The organism is Sinorhizobium numidicum, from assembly GCF_029892045.1.
Lineage (GTDB): Bacteria > Pseudomonadota > Alphaproteobacteria > Rhizobiales > Rhizobiaceae > Sinorhizobium > Sinorhizobium numidicum.
This window is the reverse complement of sequence record NZ_CP120368.1, coordinates 577156-592576: the sequence shown is the minus strand read 5'-3', so window position 1 is coordinate 592576 and position 15421 is coordinate 577156. Positions and strand designations below refer to the sequence as shown.

Here is a 15421-nt window from a genome sequence, read left to right as displayed (position 1 = left end):
GTGCTGCGGCCGCAACCGGGTTTTCTGGCATGACTCACGTGATCATTACCGGCGGCTCCAGCGGCATAGGACTGGCACTCGCATCCATCTACGCGGCCCGCGGCGCGCGGCTCTCGCTCATCGCGCGCTCCCGCGATGTTCTGGAACAGGCGGCACAAAAGCTCGTTGCAGGGCATGGAGCGCAAGCCAAACATCTCCGCATCGAGACGGCCGATGTCGCCAGAGAAGAAGAAGTCGAGGCGGCGATTTCCCGCTGCATCGAGGCCTTCGGCCCCTGCGACATTCTCGTGACCTCTGCGGGAATCGTCGAGCCCGCACCGTTCGAGGACATGCAAAGCCTGGCTTTCCGCCGCCAGATGGAGACGAACTTTTCAGGCACTGTACATGCGGTACGCGCCGTCTATCCGGAAATGAAGCGGCGGCGCACCGGGCATATCGTGATGATTTCCTCGGGTGCCGGGCTCCTCGGCGTCTATGGTTACTCCGCCTATTGCGCCTCAAAGTTTGCCCTGCACGGTTTTGCCCAGGCGCTGCGCAGCGAGGCGCGCCGCCACAACATCGAGGTTTCGGTGAGCTTTCCGCCCGATACGGAAACGCCGCAATTCGAGCGCGAACTCTCGTTGCGGCCGCCCGAAGCGGCCACGGTCATGGGGGCAGTTCGACCCTGGACCGCCGACGCGGTCGCCAGGAGGATCGTACGGGGCATCGACCGGCGGCGGTTCGAAATCTATTTCGGCATGACGCTTTTCCTACTTGGCCGTTTCGCGCCAGCGGTCCGGCCGCTCGTGAACTGGTGGTTCGACCGGGCGATCGCACGCAGCGGTGGAGCATAGTCGCCGACCGGCCCGCCAGTGCTTGTGCCTGCGAAAGTTAGGATTTAAGTGTCGGACAGAAGCCCTGGTGCCGAGGCGGCGTCGGCGCAGTAAAATGGCTTAAAGGTATCGGCTTGGCGTTATTTCCATTCCATCTGCATGACTACCCGATGGTGCTGACGCTTGGGTGTTATCTGCTGTCCTGCGGGGTGATCTTTTTCACGGATCGTTTCGCCCTGCCTAAGCGCGAGCGCAAGAAGAACAGATCCCCCTATGGGCGTAGCCGGGACATCATCGACATTCTCGCCCGACTGCCTGTTATAGCGCTCGTCTTTGCCGGGTTCTTCGCGATTTCCTGGCGGCCGCTCTATGCGGCTGCCGGCACGATGAGCTTCTTCATCATCTTCACCGGCATCTCCCGCGCGAAATTCAAGTTCATTCGCGAGCCGCTGGTCTTCTCGGATATCGCTCTCGTCGCGGACGTCTTCAAATACAAGACGATCTTCTATGCGACATCGCTGAACGTCATGTTCTGGATCGTCGCCTTCCTTTACGTGTTCGGCGTTTCGGGCCTCTACATGTATTTCGAGCCGAGCGTCTTGCCGCAAAGCGAAAAGCTGCTCTGGATCGTGCTGATGATCTTCGGTGCCAGCGCCCCCTGGGGCTCACTCTTCTATGGACCGGTCAACCGTCCGATCGCGACCCTGGTACAGCGTCTGACGAAGAAGGTGAACGTGAAGATGAACACGGTTCGCTTCGGCACATTCGGCTCGGTCGTTTATCACTTCATCATCTGGCTCGGAGTGAAGCGCGAGAAAATCGTCGCCGAACTTTCCGAACGCCTGCGGGCCGTCGTCCACGATCTCATCGGCCACGAGGAGACGCCGTTAATCGTGGTCTGGCAATCGGAATCCTTCATAGATATGCGGCATTTCGGCGTCGACTCGATTAAGCTGCCGACCATCGATCGGCTGCGCAAACAGGCAGTGCAGTGGGGCCGCCTCAGCAATGTTTTCGAGGGCGGGTATACCTTGCGTACCGAGTTTGCCGTATTGAGCGGGCTGGTGCCGGACGATATTCACGTTGACGCGAGTTATCCCTATCTGCGCGCCGCCCACTACGCCGACGTCGTTTGGCCGGGGAAGCTGAAGCGTGCCGGCTGGCATACGCATTTCATCCACCCCTATGATCGGACATTTTTTCTACGGCACAAGGCGATGCCCCTCCTCGGCTTCGACAAGCTCACCATGCTCGACGCCTTCGATCACCAACCCGACCAGGACGGGCTCTACGTCTCCGACGCTGCACTCACGTCGAGGGTGCTTGCCGAGGTTCAGAAGCTGCCGGAAGACGAAAGCGGTTTCATCTTCGTCGCTTCGATGGCAAATCACGGCCCTTGGGAGCCCGGCCGTGTCGGAACGCTTACCAAACCTGTGGACATCTATCTCGCGATCCTGCAGCAATCGGACGCAGCGCTGAAGCAACTGATCGACGGTCTCAACAAACAAGACCGTCCGGTTTGGCTTGTCTTCTACGGCGACCATGCCCCGCTTCTGAAGTCTTTCGCGGATCCGTTCCCCGACCCGCGCACGGACTATTTCATCGTTCCGCTCGCCAAGGCACGGCCATCGCAGCACATGCAGAAGCAAGCGCAGGACGAGCATCCATGGAACCTGCTCCGCGCGCTGCTCCAGCACGCCAACCTGCAAAAGGAGACGCTGCAATAGCAGCTACGGTGGAATTCTGCACGATGACAGCGGGTATCACGACCAAGCACTTGCCGCGGCGGACGTTCCTGTTTCTGCAAGGGCCGTCCTCACCGATCTTCACTAAGATCGCCGCCCGCCTCGAGGCATGGGGCCATGCCTGTCTTCGCATCAACCTCAATGCAGGCGACCAGATCTTTTGGCGGCGCCCTAGCGCACACAACTACCGCGGCTCGATTTCGGATTGGCCCGCCTATGTGGACGCGTTTATCCGCCGCCATGCGGTGAGCGACTTGGTCCTGCTTGGCGAAGAGCGCCCCTATCATCAGGCTGCCCTAGCAGCGGCCCGGCGTCTTGGGATTTCTGTTTTCGTGGTCGAGATGGGTTACCTGCGGCCCGACTGGCTGACGCTGGAACGGGGCGGAATGTCGTCCAACTCGCATTTTCCGACTGACCCCGAACAGATCCTGCAGGCGGCAGCGGCCGTGCCGGAGCCGGACTGGCAGCGGCGTTATGCGCAAACCTTCCTCGCCGAAGCGGCCTACGACCTCCTCTACAATCTTCCGAACGTCTTCCTCTGGTTTCTTTTCCCGGGCTATCGCCGGCATGGGATCTTTCATCCGCTGGCCGAATATGCCGGCTGGGTGACCCGCCTTGCGACAGCCAAGCGCCAGCAACGCGTTGCGGAGGACGCAATTCGCGCGCTCCTATCGAAGGGCTGTTCCTATTTCGTTTATCCGCTGCAACTCGAGACCGATTATCAGTTGCGGGCGCACTCCCCCTTCAACAGTCAGAAGGAGGCGATTCGAGACATCCTCGTCTCCTTTACCCGCCACGCGCCGCCCGCAAGCAGGCTCGCCGTCAAGGTCCATCCCCTCGACAACAACCTCGTCCCCTGGCGCAGGATCATCTCCACGGATGCAGCCACGCTCGGCATTAGCGATCGTGTCGTCTATCTCGACGGCGGCAACCTCGACCTCCTGGCAGCAGGCAGCGCCGGCATCGTCACGGTCAACTCGACCGCCGGCTTGCATGCCCTGAAACAGGGAAGGCCGGTGAAGGTGCTTGGCGAGGCGGTTTTCGATATTCCCGGTCTTGCCGACCAGCAGCCGCTCGAGACGTTCTGGACGGGGCCGCAACCGCCTGATCCGGCTTTGAGCGCGGCAATGTTCAGGCTGATGGCCAACTCCATACAGGTGCGCGGCAATTTCTATTCCAGCGCCGGAACGGAGGCCGGCGCCGAGGCGATCGCAGAACGGCTGCACCGAAACAGTGTCAACGAGCCCGGCGCCTTCATTGATCCTCCACCGCGGAGAAAACCGGTGAAGGGAAGCGGCAACCTATCTTTGTAAGTCAGAGCGGATCGCGAAAGCACCAAATGCGATCCGAAAGCGTCAGGCGACGCCGGCACGCAACAGATCATGGATGTGCAATATGCCGACCGGCACGCCGGCTTCGTCGACAAGAAACAGCACCGTGACCTTGTGCTCCTGCATGAACTCCATGGCGGCACTGGCAAGCACATCGCCCTGGATAACACGCGGATTGTGCGACATCACCTCTTCGACCGACTGGGAAAGCAGGTCGCCGGCCATGTGACGGCGCAAGTCGCCATCGGTAATCACGCCGACGAGGATACCGCCCTCGTCGACGATGCCGACAACGCCGAATCCCTTCGCCGACATTTCGATGACCGCTTCGCTCATCGGGCGGCCCACGGCAAGCAGCGGCACCTGTTCGGCCACATGTGCCAGTTCATGGACCAGGCGCAGTTGTGCACCAAGCTTGCCGCCCGGGTGGAACGTCTTGAAGTCCTCGGCGGAGAAGCCGCGCCGCTCCAGGAGCGCTATCGCCAGCGCATCGCCGACGGCGAGCTGCAGCATGGCTGAGGTTGTCGGAGCGAGGCCATGCGGGCAGGCTTCCGGCACTTTCGGAAGCACCAGCGCAACATCGGAATTGCGGGCTAGGATGCTGTCGCGGTTGGAGCAAATCGAGACGATCGGCACTTTAAAGCGCTTGGCGTAGGTGAGCATGTTGGCGAGCTCCGCCGTCTCGCCCGACCAGGAGAGCAATATCAACGCATCCTGCGAGGTAATCATGCCGAGATCGCCATGGCTCGCCTCCGTCGGGTGGACGAAATAGGCGGAGGTGCCGGTGGACGCCATGGTTGCGGCGATCTTGCGGCCGATATGCCCGCTCTTGCCGACGCCGGAAACAACGACGCGGCCCTGGCCGTCGCCGATCAGCTCGACAGCGTCAACGAGATTGCGGGCGAAGGTTTCATCCGTCGTCAGGTGATCGGCCAGAGCCTTGATGCCATTGGTCGCGGTCGTCAACGTCCTGCCGATCGACTCCAGCACCGCAGCGCTGGAGTGCCCGTCCGCCTTCACATGTCTCAAGCCCATCATTGCTTCCTAAGTTCTGAAGTGAAATCAACCATGGGTCGGCTTCTCAGCCGACTGGCGAAAGTATGGGAGCCAGTTAAGCCCTTTTTCTTGGTAAACCAAGCCTGGCAGAACCGCTTTTGCTCCAACCAGTCACATTTTCGAATGGCTACTGAACAATTTCTACATCGAATCGATTTGAGACGCGCGGCGCTGCCGGATTACCCTGCCCGTTTTTCCACAACAGCTTCGAGAGGCGGCGCGCCGTCGGCGGCAAACTGAGCGAGTGTCATCGAATCGAGTATCGATGCCATCGCGTTGCGGACGGTTGTCATCGAGATGCGGACCCGACAGGTCTCCGGATCGCTGCAATCTTCGCAGACTTCGTAGGCGGTGCGGCTGGCGCAGCGGATTGGTGCAAGAGGGCCGTCAAGCGTTCGGATAACGTGGCCGATATATATTTCGGAAGCGGGACGCGACAATGAATAGCCGCCACCCGGGCCTTTCTTCGAGCGCAGTATGCCGGCGTTGCGCAATTCGAGCAGAATCGTATCGAGAAATTTTTTCGGAATGTTGTTGCGCAATGCAATCTCATTGATGAAGGCGGTTTCGCCTTGCTGGAGGCGCGCCAGATCGACGAGGGCCTTCAGCCCGTACTTTCCTTTTTTCGTCAGCATTCCGACAACTTCCCTCGTTCCCGAACGGCCGGGAACCTCCCAACACACGAAACTGACCTCGAATAGCACAAGAAATGCACGGCCAATACACAATTATGGTCGACAACTAAGCGAAGGTTGAATCACGCCGTCGTACGTCTCCCAGACGCAGGATCGCATAGCGAGCACGATTTGAGTCGCGTGTTCAGAGTCGTCCCAGGAAGTCATGCAGTGAGGGCACTGTGGCGAAGGCTACAGCGTCGTGCGTCTTTTCAGACGCACAATGATCGCTGTCGCACTTTGACTTGCGGCATCTCCGACTTAGGGAAACATAGTAGGTCACGCCGCAGCGCCAGCCTGGCGATTTTGCGCGGCCTGGCCGGCGAGCAGATGCCGTATCGCCGCACGCGCTTCGTCGGCCGAACGGAAACGCTGCGCGTCCAGATCCCAGACGTGATACTTCACCGCCAGAAACTTCAGCCGGTCTTCATCAGGGACGACGACACCGACGGCTTCGCCGCCATATTCGATAACTTGCTTGCTCATGTAAATAACGCTCCTCCACACCCTGAGGCGCGGATCATTCGATTCTCGGCAAAAGGTGAATTCGGGAAGTTCGAACGGTCACATTCGGCAAAGTGCGCGAATGAGACGTTTCACTGTTGCACGACAATAGGGACGCGAGCCGTAGAAAGCGGCGGTCGAGACGATTCCTGACATGTCACTCTCCTTTGGCTGTACCCGGCGCATCGCGCCGCGGCGGTTTCATGAACAATGCGAAACGGATTCCTCCGTTTCATGATTTGCAAACTAGAATAGTCTACCAATTTAGTCAATTCAAAATGCGCAGAGACGAAAAATAATTCTCCTCGCTGCGCCCTTCGAACCATCTTGGCAACAATTCCGTTTGCCTGCCCCGACAGGAGCCATTCGCTATCTAGGTGGCAGCGAATCGACCTGCAAGGGACGGCTCTTATAAAGACAGCACTTTCCGACGAAAAAGGGGCAGCCCTCCGCGGACTGCCCCTGGTTCTTCCGGAAGGAACGAAGCGATTTTTTGTAGCCTTGTCCCATTCCAAGTTTGCGAGAATCGATCAGGCGGTCGGTGTTCCCGCCTGAGTCGCACTGGAACGGCTGGCTTCGCGATCCTTCCACCAGCGGCTCAGGAACAAGAGAATCGGCCCGCCGATATAGATCGAAGAGGTGGTGGCGACGATGACGCCGAAGATCATCGGCCACGCGAAGCTGCGCACGGCATCGCCGCCCCAGATCGCCATGGGCACGAGCGAAAGAGCGGTTGCCATCGAGGTGAAGATGCATCGCGCGATCACCTGGTTGATGCTCATGTCGATGAGATCGGAGAAGGGCATCGACTTGTACTTGCGCAGGTTTTCGCGCATGCGGTCGTAGACGACCACCTTGTCATTGACCGAATAGCCGATCATCGTCAGCAAGGCCGCGATGGCCGTCAGGTTGAAGTCGATCCCGGTCAAAGCGAAGAAGCCGATCGTCTTGGTGATATCGAGCAGCAGCACGGCGATTGCGCCGACGGCGAAATGCCATTCGAAGCGGAACCAGATGTAGAGCAGGATCGCCACCATCGCGAGCCCGACAGCCAGGAAGCCTGAGCGTGCCAGCTCGCTGCTGATCGTCGGACCGACAACCTCGGTGCGCTCCAGCGACGCTCCCGGAATCGCGGTCGTCACGGCATCCTTGATCCGGTTCAACGCCACGGTCTGTTCCTGTTCACCGCCCGGCTGGCGCTGCACGCGGATCAGCACCGACTGACCGCCACCGAAATCCTGCAGCGCCACCTCGCCGAGATTGAGCCCCTCGAGTTCGTGGCGGAGCGTCGGCAGCTCGATCTTTTGCTTGGACGCCGCTTCGACCTGAATGCCGCCGACGAAATCGATGCCGTAGTTCAGCCCCGGCGTGAAGAACAGGACGACCGAGCTTATCGACAGGAAGGCAGACATGCCGATTGCCTGGAAGCGACGCTTCATGAAGGAGAAGGTCGGCAGATGCGGCACACGACCGAAGAGCGAAGGGATCTCCAGTTTCTTCATCTTGCGGCGAACGACGACTTCGCGCATCAGCAGACGGACGACAGTCACCGACGTGAACATCGAGATGATGATGCCGAGCATCATCGTTACCGCGAAGCCCTTGACCGGACCGCTGCCGAACCAGAACAGCAGCACCGTGCCGGCAAGGGTGGTGACGTTGGAGTCGATGATCGTGGCGTAGGCCTTGTTGAAGCCGACATCCAGCGCCTTCATTGCGCCGGCGCCCCCCTCGGTTTCTTCTCGGATGCGCGCGTTGATAAGGATATTGGCGTCGACCGCCATGCCGATGCCGAGAATGATACCGGCAATGCCGGGCAAGGTCAGCGTCGAGCCGATCATCCCGAGCACGCCGATGGTCATGATCGTGTGAAGCAGCAGCCCGACATTGGCGATCAGGCCCCAGGCGCCGTAGAGAACGATCATGAGCCCGACGACGAGGCCGAAGCCGGCAAGGCCGGTGTAGAGGCCCATGCGGATCGAATCGCTGCCGAGGTTCGGCCCGACCGAACGCTCCTCGATGATGGTGAGCGGTGCCGGCAGCGCACCGGAGCGCAGCAGCGCGGAAAGAACCGTTGCCTCGTCGACCGTAAAGTTGCCGCTGATCTGGCCACGGCCGCCCAGGATGGGCTCGTTGATGACAGGTGCCGTCAGCACTTTGCCGTCAAGGACGATGGCGAAGGGGCGGCCGACGTTTTCGCGAGTGATTTCAGCGAACTGGCGCGCGCCGAGCGAATCGAAGGAGAAATCCACGACCGGCTGGTTCGTCTGGTCGAAGCCAACCTTGGCATCATCCAGCCGCTCGCCCGAGATCGCGATCCGGCTTTCGACCGGGTATTTGTTGCCGTCATTGGCGCCGGGAAGGATGTCGACGCCGCGTGGAGGAGGCTGCGTGATATCGACCGTCTGATCGAGCATGTGAAAGCTCATCTGCGCGGTGGAGCCGAGCAGTTCACGAAGGCGTGTCGGGTCCTGAAGACCCGGAAGCTGGACGAGGATACGGTTCGAGCCGATGCGTTGGATCAACGGTTCGGCAACGCCGACCTCGTCGACACGGTTGCGAATGATCTCCAGGCTCTGCTCGACCGCCTTGGTCATGCGGTCGGCAAGGCCCGCTTCCGTCATCGCCAGCGTAACGACATCGCCGTTTGTCGTCACCTCAACTTCGGGAGCGGAGCCGCCAAAGCCGACCGTGCCGACGGGGGCGGCCAGTTCCTGGAGCTTGGGCAGCACCTTCTCGCGATCGGCAGCATCTGGAACGTTCACTGTCACGGTATTGCCGCTGATGCGCGCCGACGAGGCCGAAACACGCTCGCCGCGAAGAACCCGGCGCGTGTCGTCGAGAAGCGTATTGAGTCTTGCCTTCTGAAGGCCGGCGCCGTCGACCTCGAGCACGAGATGCGAGCCGCCCTTGAGATCGAGGCCGAGCGTGACCGGTTTGAACGGCAGAACGGAAGCGAATTGCTCCCTCATTGCCGGCGTCAGAACGCTCGGCAGTGCCGCGAGGCATCCGAAGATAATGATCGCGACATAGGCGAGAACCGCCCATCTGGATGTACGCATGTGGAAGTTCCATAAACGCCTGAGCGCGCCTTTTGGCGGCGCCCGGCCTAGGTTTTAAAATGCAGGCGGACAAAAAAACGCTCCACCCGAAACTCAATAGCTGCTCTACGCCAGCGGCGGGCCGCGAATGCGCTCGCTGCGAAGCGGCGCCTGGTTTGCAGCTTCGGCCCGCGGACGGGATGATGGCCGAGCGTCTTCGTACGTTAGCAGCGTGAGGAGTTCGACGACGGGAACCGGCGAAGGGTCACCGCCGGCCATCGATTTTCCGTCCGCGCGCTCGCTGACAAAGCGGAAGTCGGGCAAGGCGACGGCTCTCGAAACCTGGCGGGCGACAGGACGGTCGGATGAGCCGGTATCCGGCTCAGTGACATTGCCAGTCTGCGCTCCTGCTCCAACGCGGCTTGAAACGCTCTGGCCGACCGCAATGAACTGCATGGCGAAGGAGGCGCAGAACAGCCACAGCACGGCGAAGAGCCGGCCGGCCTGCATGCTCTTGCTGCCACCACCCAAGAGGTCCATTGAGGACGCGGTCCCTTTCTCTACAGCGCCGTGCGTCCTTTCAGACGCACAAAGTCGCCTTAGCACTTTAAAATTCCTGCATGTTTTTGTCCTTAAATCGGCTCGGATTTACGGACACGTGCAGTAGGCGCAGAGCGCCAACGAGACGAAATTCAGCCCAATCGACCTGATCATACAGAAAGAACATGGCCGGATTCGAGCGTGCGGTGCCCTTAACACCACTCCGAACCGGAAAAGTCAAATCCGGCTCGGCTTGTCGCGGGGTCAGGCGGAAGCGCCGACGGTTTTTGCCTGATGGATTTCGATCAGCGACGGTCCCGGCCGAGCGGCGGCATCCGCAAGCGCGCGAGCCAGATCCTGGATATTTGCCAGCCGCTCCGCCGGCACACCGTAAGCCTTGGCGGTCATCAGGAAGTCGGGCGCCGAAGGCTTGACGCCCTCGGGCGTTATTCCGGAGTCGACCATGTAGGACTCGATCTCCTGATAGCCGTCATTGTTCCAGACGAGGAAGATCACCCGGGCTCTGGCATCGGCCGCGGAGCCTATCTCGGCGAGCGAGAACTGGAAGCCGCCGTCGCCGACGAGGCATAAGACAGGCCGGGTCCGATCGGCAACGGCCGCGCCGACCGCAGCAGGCGGGGCGTAGCCCAAGGAGCCGTAACCCGTCGCCGAATTGAACCAGCTACGTTGCCGCGGCGCATCGCAATAGAGATTGCCTGCGTAGACGGCCTGCGTCGAATCGCCGACGATGGTGCAGTCCGGAAGCGCCTTGTAGATCATGTCGATGATGCCGACTTCGGCGCGCATCTTGGCTGTCAACTCCTTCAGCGCCGCCTTGCGGGTCGTATCCGCACGCGACGCTGCGTCCTTGGCTGCCGTGTGCCCCGGCAGGAAGGCCAGCATGCCCGCCGTCGCCGTCCTTGCGCCGGAGAGAATAGGGAGCGCCGCCTGCGGGCCACGGGCAAGCTGCGCCGCATCGATATCGGTGCGGATCAGATTGCGTAGCACCGGAAAGCCGCCATCGGCATAAAGATCGTAATCGGTCTGGCCCATCTCGGTGCCGAGCGCCAGCACGAGGTCCGCGTCGCGCAGCAGAGCGCGGACTGCCCTGAGGCTCGGGCTCGCCGGAACTCTCAAGGGGTGGCCGGCGAGCATGCCGCGGGAATTGACCGTGGTAACGACCGGCGCGCCGATCTGTTCGGCAAGCTGGCGCACCTCCTCTTCCGCCGTCAGGGCGCCGCCGCCGCAAAGAATGACCGGTCTTGAAGCTTCCGCGCAGAGGATCGCCGCCTGTTGGAGCGTCTCGCTGTCGGAGCGCGGCCGGGTTGCCGCTGCCGGTCTTATTTCCCGGCTCTCTATCCGAACGGCCATCACGTCCGTCGGAATCTCGATGTGGACTGGCCCCGGCCGGCCGGAGAGCAACACCCCAAAGGCGCGCTCGATGACGAGCGGCAAATCGGTCGGATTGAGCAGCGTGTGCGAATAGAGGGCCAGCGTCTTCATCATGCCGTGCTGATCGGGCAGCTCATGCAGCAATCCGCGGCCGTGCCCGAGGGAGTCACGCCGGTTGACGCCGGAGATCACCAGCATCGGAATGGAATCCTGCCGGGCCTGCGCCATCGCCGTGATCGTGTTGGTCAGGCCCGGGCCGGTGATGACCAGCGCCACGCCGGGCTTGCCGCTGACGCGCGCATAGCCGTCGGCCATGAAGCCGGCGCCTTGCTCGTGGCGCGGTGTGACGTGACGGATCTTCGACGCCGCAAGGCCGCGATAAAGCTCGACCGTATGCACGCCGGGAATGCCGAACACGACCTCGACGCCGTTCGCCTCGAGCAGATCGACGAGAACCTCGCCTACCGTCTTCATCTCGGAAGTCATGCGCAGCGCTCCGTGCGGCTGGTGCATCGTTCGGCTAGAGACGTAATGCGGCGGCACGCCTCGTCAATATCGGGATCCGGAACCGTAAGGCTCACGCGCAGGAGGTTCTGCGCTTCGTTGCCGAAGGAGGAACCCGGCATTACCGCGACCTTCTCCTCTTCGAGAAGCGCCCAGGCAAAGGCTTCGCCGGATAGGCCCGTGCCGGAGACGTCGATCAACGTGAACATGCCCGCCTCCGGCGGCAGCACAAAGACGCCGGGCGCCTGGGCAAGACCATGGACGATCCTTCCGGCACGCCTCCTATAGGCCTCGCGCATCTGCCTTGCCGTATCGATCCGATGCGTCAGCGCATAAGCCGTCATGTCGGCGATGAACGGCTGCACTCCGAAGAGCATGGTTTCGGAAATCGGCAGGAGCCGATTGGTAAACTCGACGGGCCCGGCCGCCCAGCCGCTGCGGAAACCCGGAGCGGCATGCGACTTCGAAATGGACGATACGACCACGGTGCGCTCGGCGAGATCCGGATTGTCGAAGGGCGACGCAAAGACGGCGCCGAAGACCAGTTCTTCATAGACCTCGTCGCAAACGATCCAAAGGTTGTGGCGGCGCGCTACCTCGCCGATCGCCGCAATTTCCGCTGCTGTCAGTACGGCGCCGGTCGGGTTGTGCGGCGTGTTCAAGAGCAACACGCGGCATTCCGGCGTAATCGCTTCTTTCAGGTCCTCGGTCCGCATGTGAAAGCCGAATTCAGGCTTCAACGGAACAAGCACCGGATGGGCACCGGTGGAGCGGATGACGCCTTCATAGGTAGCGTAGAGCGGATCGCCGACGAGCACGCCATCGCCGGCCTCGGCGAGTCCCAGCATGACGGCGAAGAGCGCCGTCTGCGTGCCCGGGAAGCACAGAATATTTTCGGCGGTCACATCGGCGCGCCGGCGGCGGTATTTTTCCGCCAGCGCCGCCACCACGGCCGGCTCGCCGCGGCCGTTCGAGTAGCGGTAACGTCCCGCGTTCATGGCTCGTTGGCATTCGTCGAGCAGGACTTGGTCAGGCGGTAAGTCCGGTTCGCCGATCGTCAGCTCGATGACGTCCGCGCCGCTTGCCTTCAACTGACGTGCACGGATGTGCAGCGACCATTTGCCGGAGCCGAGGTCGGCAAGACGCGAAGTGATCGACGCGTAACGCATGCTGTTTACTCCCGTTTTCCTTAGGTGATTTTTGGTAATCCAAAATCACAGACGTTCTTAGATTCTAATGGCTTGGCACGTGACGGCGCGGCAAACCGCGCACCGCGTGCGTTAATTGTCGAGCGGCAGGCCGAGCAGAGCCTCGACCGAATCCATAGCGATGCTGACAAGTTCTCCCTCACGAAAAAGATCGCCGGCGAGGCAGCCTTCGACCCATAGCCCATCCACCAAACCGTTGATCGCGATCGCGTAGCGGCGGCATTCCTCCGTACTGGCCGGCTTGCCCTTGGCCGCAAGGAATTCGCTCAGCAGATCCTGCAAGGCGTTGCGAAAGGCGAGATAGCCTTCGCGGTGAATCTCGGCGAGCACCGGGTCGACGCGCACCTGGCTGATGAAGGCTGCCCAGAGCGAGATGCTGCGGCTGTCGGCGACCGGTTCGGTCAGATTGATGGCGATGAAATCCCGAAGGCGGGTCGTGGGATCGCCTTCGACATTCTTCGCCTTTTCCGTAAGAGACGTGATGACGGCGCGGTAGGCCTCCGCGACCATCTGATCCTTCGATTCGAAATAGTGGCGCACGAGCCCCGCCGTAACGCCGGCGCGAATCGCGATCTGTCGGACGGTTGCGCCTTTCAGGCCGAACTCCGATATGCAATCGAGCGTCGCCTCGATCAGCTCCTGCCGGCGTTCTCCCTCGGGGGCGCGATGAAAGCTGCGGCGGTTCACGGCCGCCTCGGCAGCGCAGAGGCGTTCGGCCAGACCGTCGTTTCCTGCGAACCGAATAGGCTCATGCGATGCTCCTGCGGGAGATGATCTTTCATGCGAGGGCCGCGCCAGAAAATCAGCGGCGACGTTATTATACGCTTGAATAATAGCGGCACAAGTGCAACGATGCTATCAATGAAACAGCGTGACAAGCCGAAGATGCTGCACGAAAGAATGACCAGGGGAACTGTTTTCATGCTTTCAGCAAAAGCTCTCAGAGCCATGGGAGTCGCGCGTCGATGACGGATGCGGCCCAGGCAATAGAGGTCACTGACCTCTACAAGCGTTTCGGGCCATTGGAAGTGCTGAAAGGTGTGTCGCTGACGGCCCGTCAGGGCGACGTCATCGCGATCATCGGCGGCAGCGGTTCCGGCAAATCGACGTTGCTGCGCTGTATCAACATGCTGGAACTGCCCTCGGCCGGCCGGGTCAGCGTGCACGGCGAAGAGATCCGGATGAAATCCGACGGTCACGGCGGATTGATGCCGGCCGATCGCAAGCAGGTCCAGCGCATCCGCACCCAACTCGGCATGGTCTTCCAGAGCTTCAATCTATGGCAGCACATGACGATCCTTGAAAACGTCATCGAGGCGCCGGTGCACGTGCTCGGCAAAGCCAAAGCCGAAGCGGTCGAGACGGGCGAAGCGCTGCTGCGCCGGGTCGGCCTCTACGAGAAGCGCGACGCCTATCCGGCCTTTCTTTCCGGCGGCCAACAGCAGCGCGCCGCGATCGCCCGCGCACTCGCGATCCAGCCTCTCGTGATGCTCTTCGACGAACCGACCTCCGCGCTCGACCCGGAACTCGTCGGCGAGGTGCTTTCGGTGATCGGCGATCTCGCACGCGAGAAGCGGACGATGATCCTCGTCACCCATGAGATGAAGTTCGCCCGCGACGTCGCCAACCACATCGTCTTCCTGCACAACGGCGTCATCGAGGAACAGGGGCGGCCGGATGCCATTTTCGGCGCACCAAAATCCGAAAGGCTGAAAAAATTCATCAGTTCGATTCACTGAATTCCGCAATGCTCAACAACCAAAAAAGGGAACAGCATGAAGAAGGCATTGAAATTCCTGGCGATTGCCGCCGCCCTCTCGATCACCGGCGCTGCGGCAGCCTCGGCTGAAACGGTCAAGGTCGGCATTGCCGCGGAACCCTATCCGCCTTTCACCTCGCCCGACGCCAGCGGCAACTGGCAAGGCTGGGAAATCGAGTTCACGAAGGCGATTTGTGCCGAGGCCAAGCTCGACTGCGTGATCACGCCCGTCGCCTGGGACGGCATCATCCCGGCGCTGACCGCAAAGAAGATCGACATGATCATCGGCTCGATGTCGATCACCGAGGAGCGCCTGAAGACCATCGACTTCTCCGACAAGTACTACAACACGCCGACCGGCGTTATCGGCACCAAGGGCGTCGACATCAAGCCGACGCCGGAGGGACTCGCCGGCAAGGCGCTCGGCGTGCAGGTCGCGACCGTGCACCAAGCCTATGCGACGAAGCACTTCGCCCCCGCCGGTGCGGAGGTGAAGGAATATCAGACGCAGGACGAGGCCAACCAGGATCTCGCCGCCGGACGTCTGGATGCCGTGCAGGCAGACGCGATCGCGCTTGACGCTTTCCTGCAGAGCGATCAGGGCAAAGAATGCTGCGATTATAAGGGCGACGTGGCTCCGGACCTCGCCGTTCTCGGACCGGGCGTCGGCGTCGGGCTGCGCAAGGGCGAGACGGAGCTGAAGGACAAGATCAACGCTGCGATCAAGGCGATCCGTGCGAACGGCACCTACGACGCCTTCTCGAAGAAGTATTTCGACTTCGACATCTACGGCGGATAAGGCAAGCCGGCCGGCGGTCCCAGAAACCGCCGGCCGCTGCCTTGGAGCGGGATGAC

13 protein-coding genes are annotated in these 15421 nt (G+C 61.3%); 5 read left to right on the top strand and 8 right to left on the bottom strand.

Going from position 1 to position 15421, the window contains the following annotated elements:
• Nucleotides 1-29 precede the first annotated feature (29 nt).
• The 3 genes from PYH37_RS13905 to PYH37_RS13895 all read left to right on the top strand — a co-directional run bounded on the left by PYH37_RS13905 (nt 30) and on the right by PYH37_RS13895 (nt 3870).
• Entirely contained in the window at nt 30-833 is an 804-nt protein-coding gene (locus PYH37_RS13905) for an SDR family oxidoreductase (protein ID WP_280735517.1), read from the top strand.
• A 149-nt stretch (nt 834-982) separates the two neighbouring features.
• A complete protein-coding gene (locus tag PYH37_RS13900; protein ID WP_280736042.1) occupies nt 983-2539 on the top strand; it encodes an LTA synthase family protein in 1557 nt (518 codons plus the stop codon).
• 23 nt (nt 2540-2562) lie between these two features.
• A complete protein-coding gene (locus PYH37_RS13895) occupies nt 2563-3870 on the top strand; it encodes a capsule biosynthesis protein (RefSeq protein ID WP_280735516.1) in 1308 nt (435 codons plus the stop codon).
• Between the two features lie 42 nt (nt 3871-3912).
• On the opposite strand, the gene PYH37_RS13890 is transcribed toward PYH37_RS13895, so the two are convergent.
• The 8 genes from PYH37_RS13890 to PYH37_RS13855 form a co-directional block, all read right to left on the bottom strand.
• On the bottom strand, nt 3913-4923 hold the full coding sequence (locus PYH37_RS13890; protein WP_280736041.1) for a KpsF/GutQ family sugar-phosphate isomerase: 1011 nt from the start codon (nt 4921-4923) through the stop codon (nt 3913-3915).
• Nucleotides 4924-5123: 200 nt separating this feature from the next.
• Nucleotides 5124-5579, bottom strand: a complete 456-nt coding sequence (locus tag PYH37_RS13885) for an RrF2 family transcriptional regulator (RefSeq protein WP_280735515.1) — start codon at nt 5577-5579, stop codon at nt 5124-5126.
• A 318-nt stretch (nt 5580-5897) separates the two neighbouring features.
• Entirely contained in the window at nt 5898-6104 is a 207-nt protein-coding gene (locus PYH37_RS13880) for a hypothetical protein (protein WP_280735514.1), read from the bottom strand.
• Nucleotides 6105-6652: 548 nt separating this feature from the next.
• Nucleotides 6653-9184 carry a protein translocase subunit SecD gene (gene secD, locus PYH37_RS13875; protein ID WP_280735513.1) on the bottom strand — a complete coding sequence of 844 codons (2532 nt, stop codon included), beginning with the start codon at nt 9182-9184 and terminating at the stop codon, nt 6653-6655.
• Nucleotides 9185-9289: 105 nt separating this feature from the next.
• Nucleotides 9290-9703: a hypothetical protein gene (locus tag PYH37_RS13870; protein ID WP_280735512.1), complete on the bottom strand. Its 414-nt coding sequence runs from the start codon at nt 9701-9703 to the stop codon at nt 9290-9292.
• 264 nt (nt 9704-9967) lie between these two features.
• A complete protein-coding gene (locus PYH37_RS13865; RefSeq protein ID WP_280735511.1) occupies nt 9968-11581 on the bottom strand; it encodes a 5-guanidino-2-oxopentanoate decarboxylase in 1614 nt (537 codons plus the stop codon).
• Nucleotides 11578-12768 carry a pyridoxal phosphate-dependent aminotransferase gene (locus tag PYH37_RS13860; RefSeq protein WP_280735510.1) on the bottom strand — a complete coding sequence of 397 codons (1191 nt, stop codon included), beginning with the start codon at nt 12766-12768 and terminating at the stop codon, nt 11578-11580. The genes PYH37_RS13865 and PYH37_RS13860 overlap by 4 nt, the downstream gene beginning before the upstream one ends.
• Before the next feature lie 111 nt (nt 12769-12879).
• On the bottom strand, nt 12880-13494 hold the full coding sequence (locus tag PYH37_RS13855; protein WP_280735509.1) for a TetR family transcriptional regulator C-terminal domain-containing protein: 615 nt from the start codon (nt 13492-13494) through the stop codon (nt 12880-12882).
• A 278-nt stretch (nt 13495-13772) separates the two neighbouring features.
• Here PYH37_RS13855 and PYH37_RS13850 point away from each other — a divergent pair, with 278 nt between their 5' ends.
• Nucleotides 13773-14546 carry an ABC transporter ATP-binding protein gene (locus tag PYH37_RS13850; RefSeq protein ID WP_280735508.1) on the top strand — a complete coding sequence of 258 codons (774 nt, stop codon included), beginning with the start codon at nt 13773-13775 and terminating at the stop codon, nt 14544-14546.
• Between the two features lie 36 nt (nt 14547-14582).
• Nucleotides 14583-15365: a transporter substrate-binding domain-containing protein gene (locus tag PYH37_RS13845; RefSeq protein WP_280735507.1), complete on the top strand. Its 783-nt coding sequence runs from the start codon at nt 14583-14585 to the stop codon at nt 15363-15365.
• Nucleotides 15366-15421 lie beyond the last annotated feature (56 nt).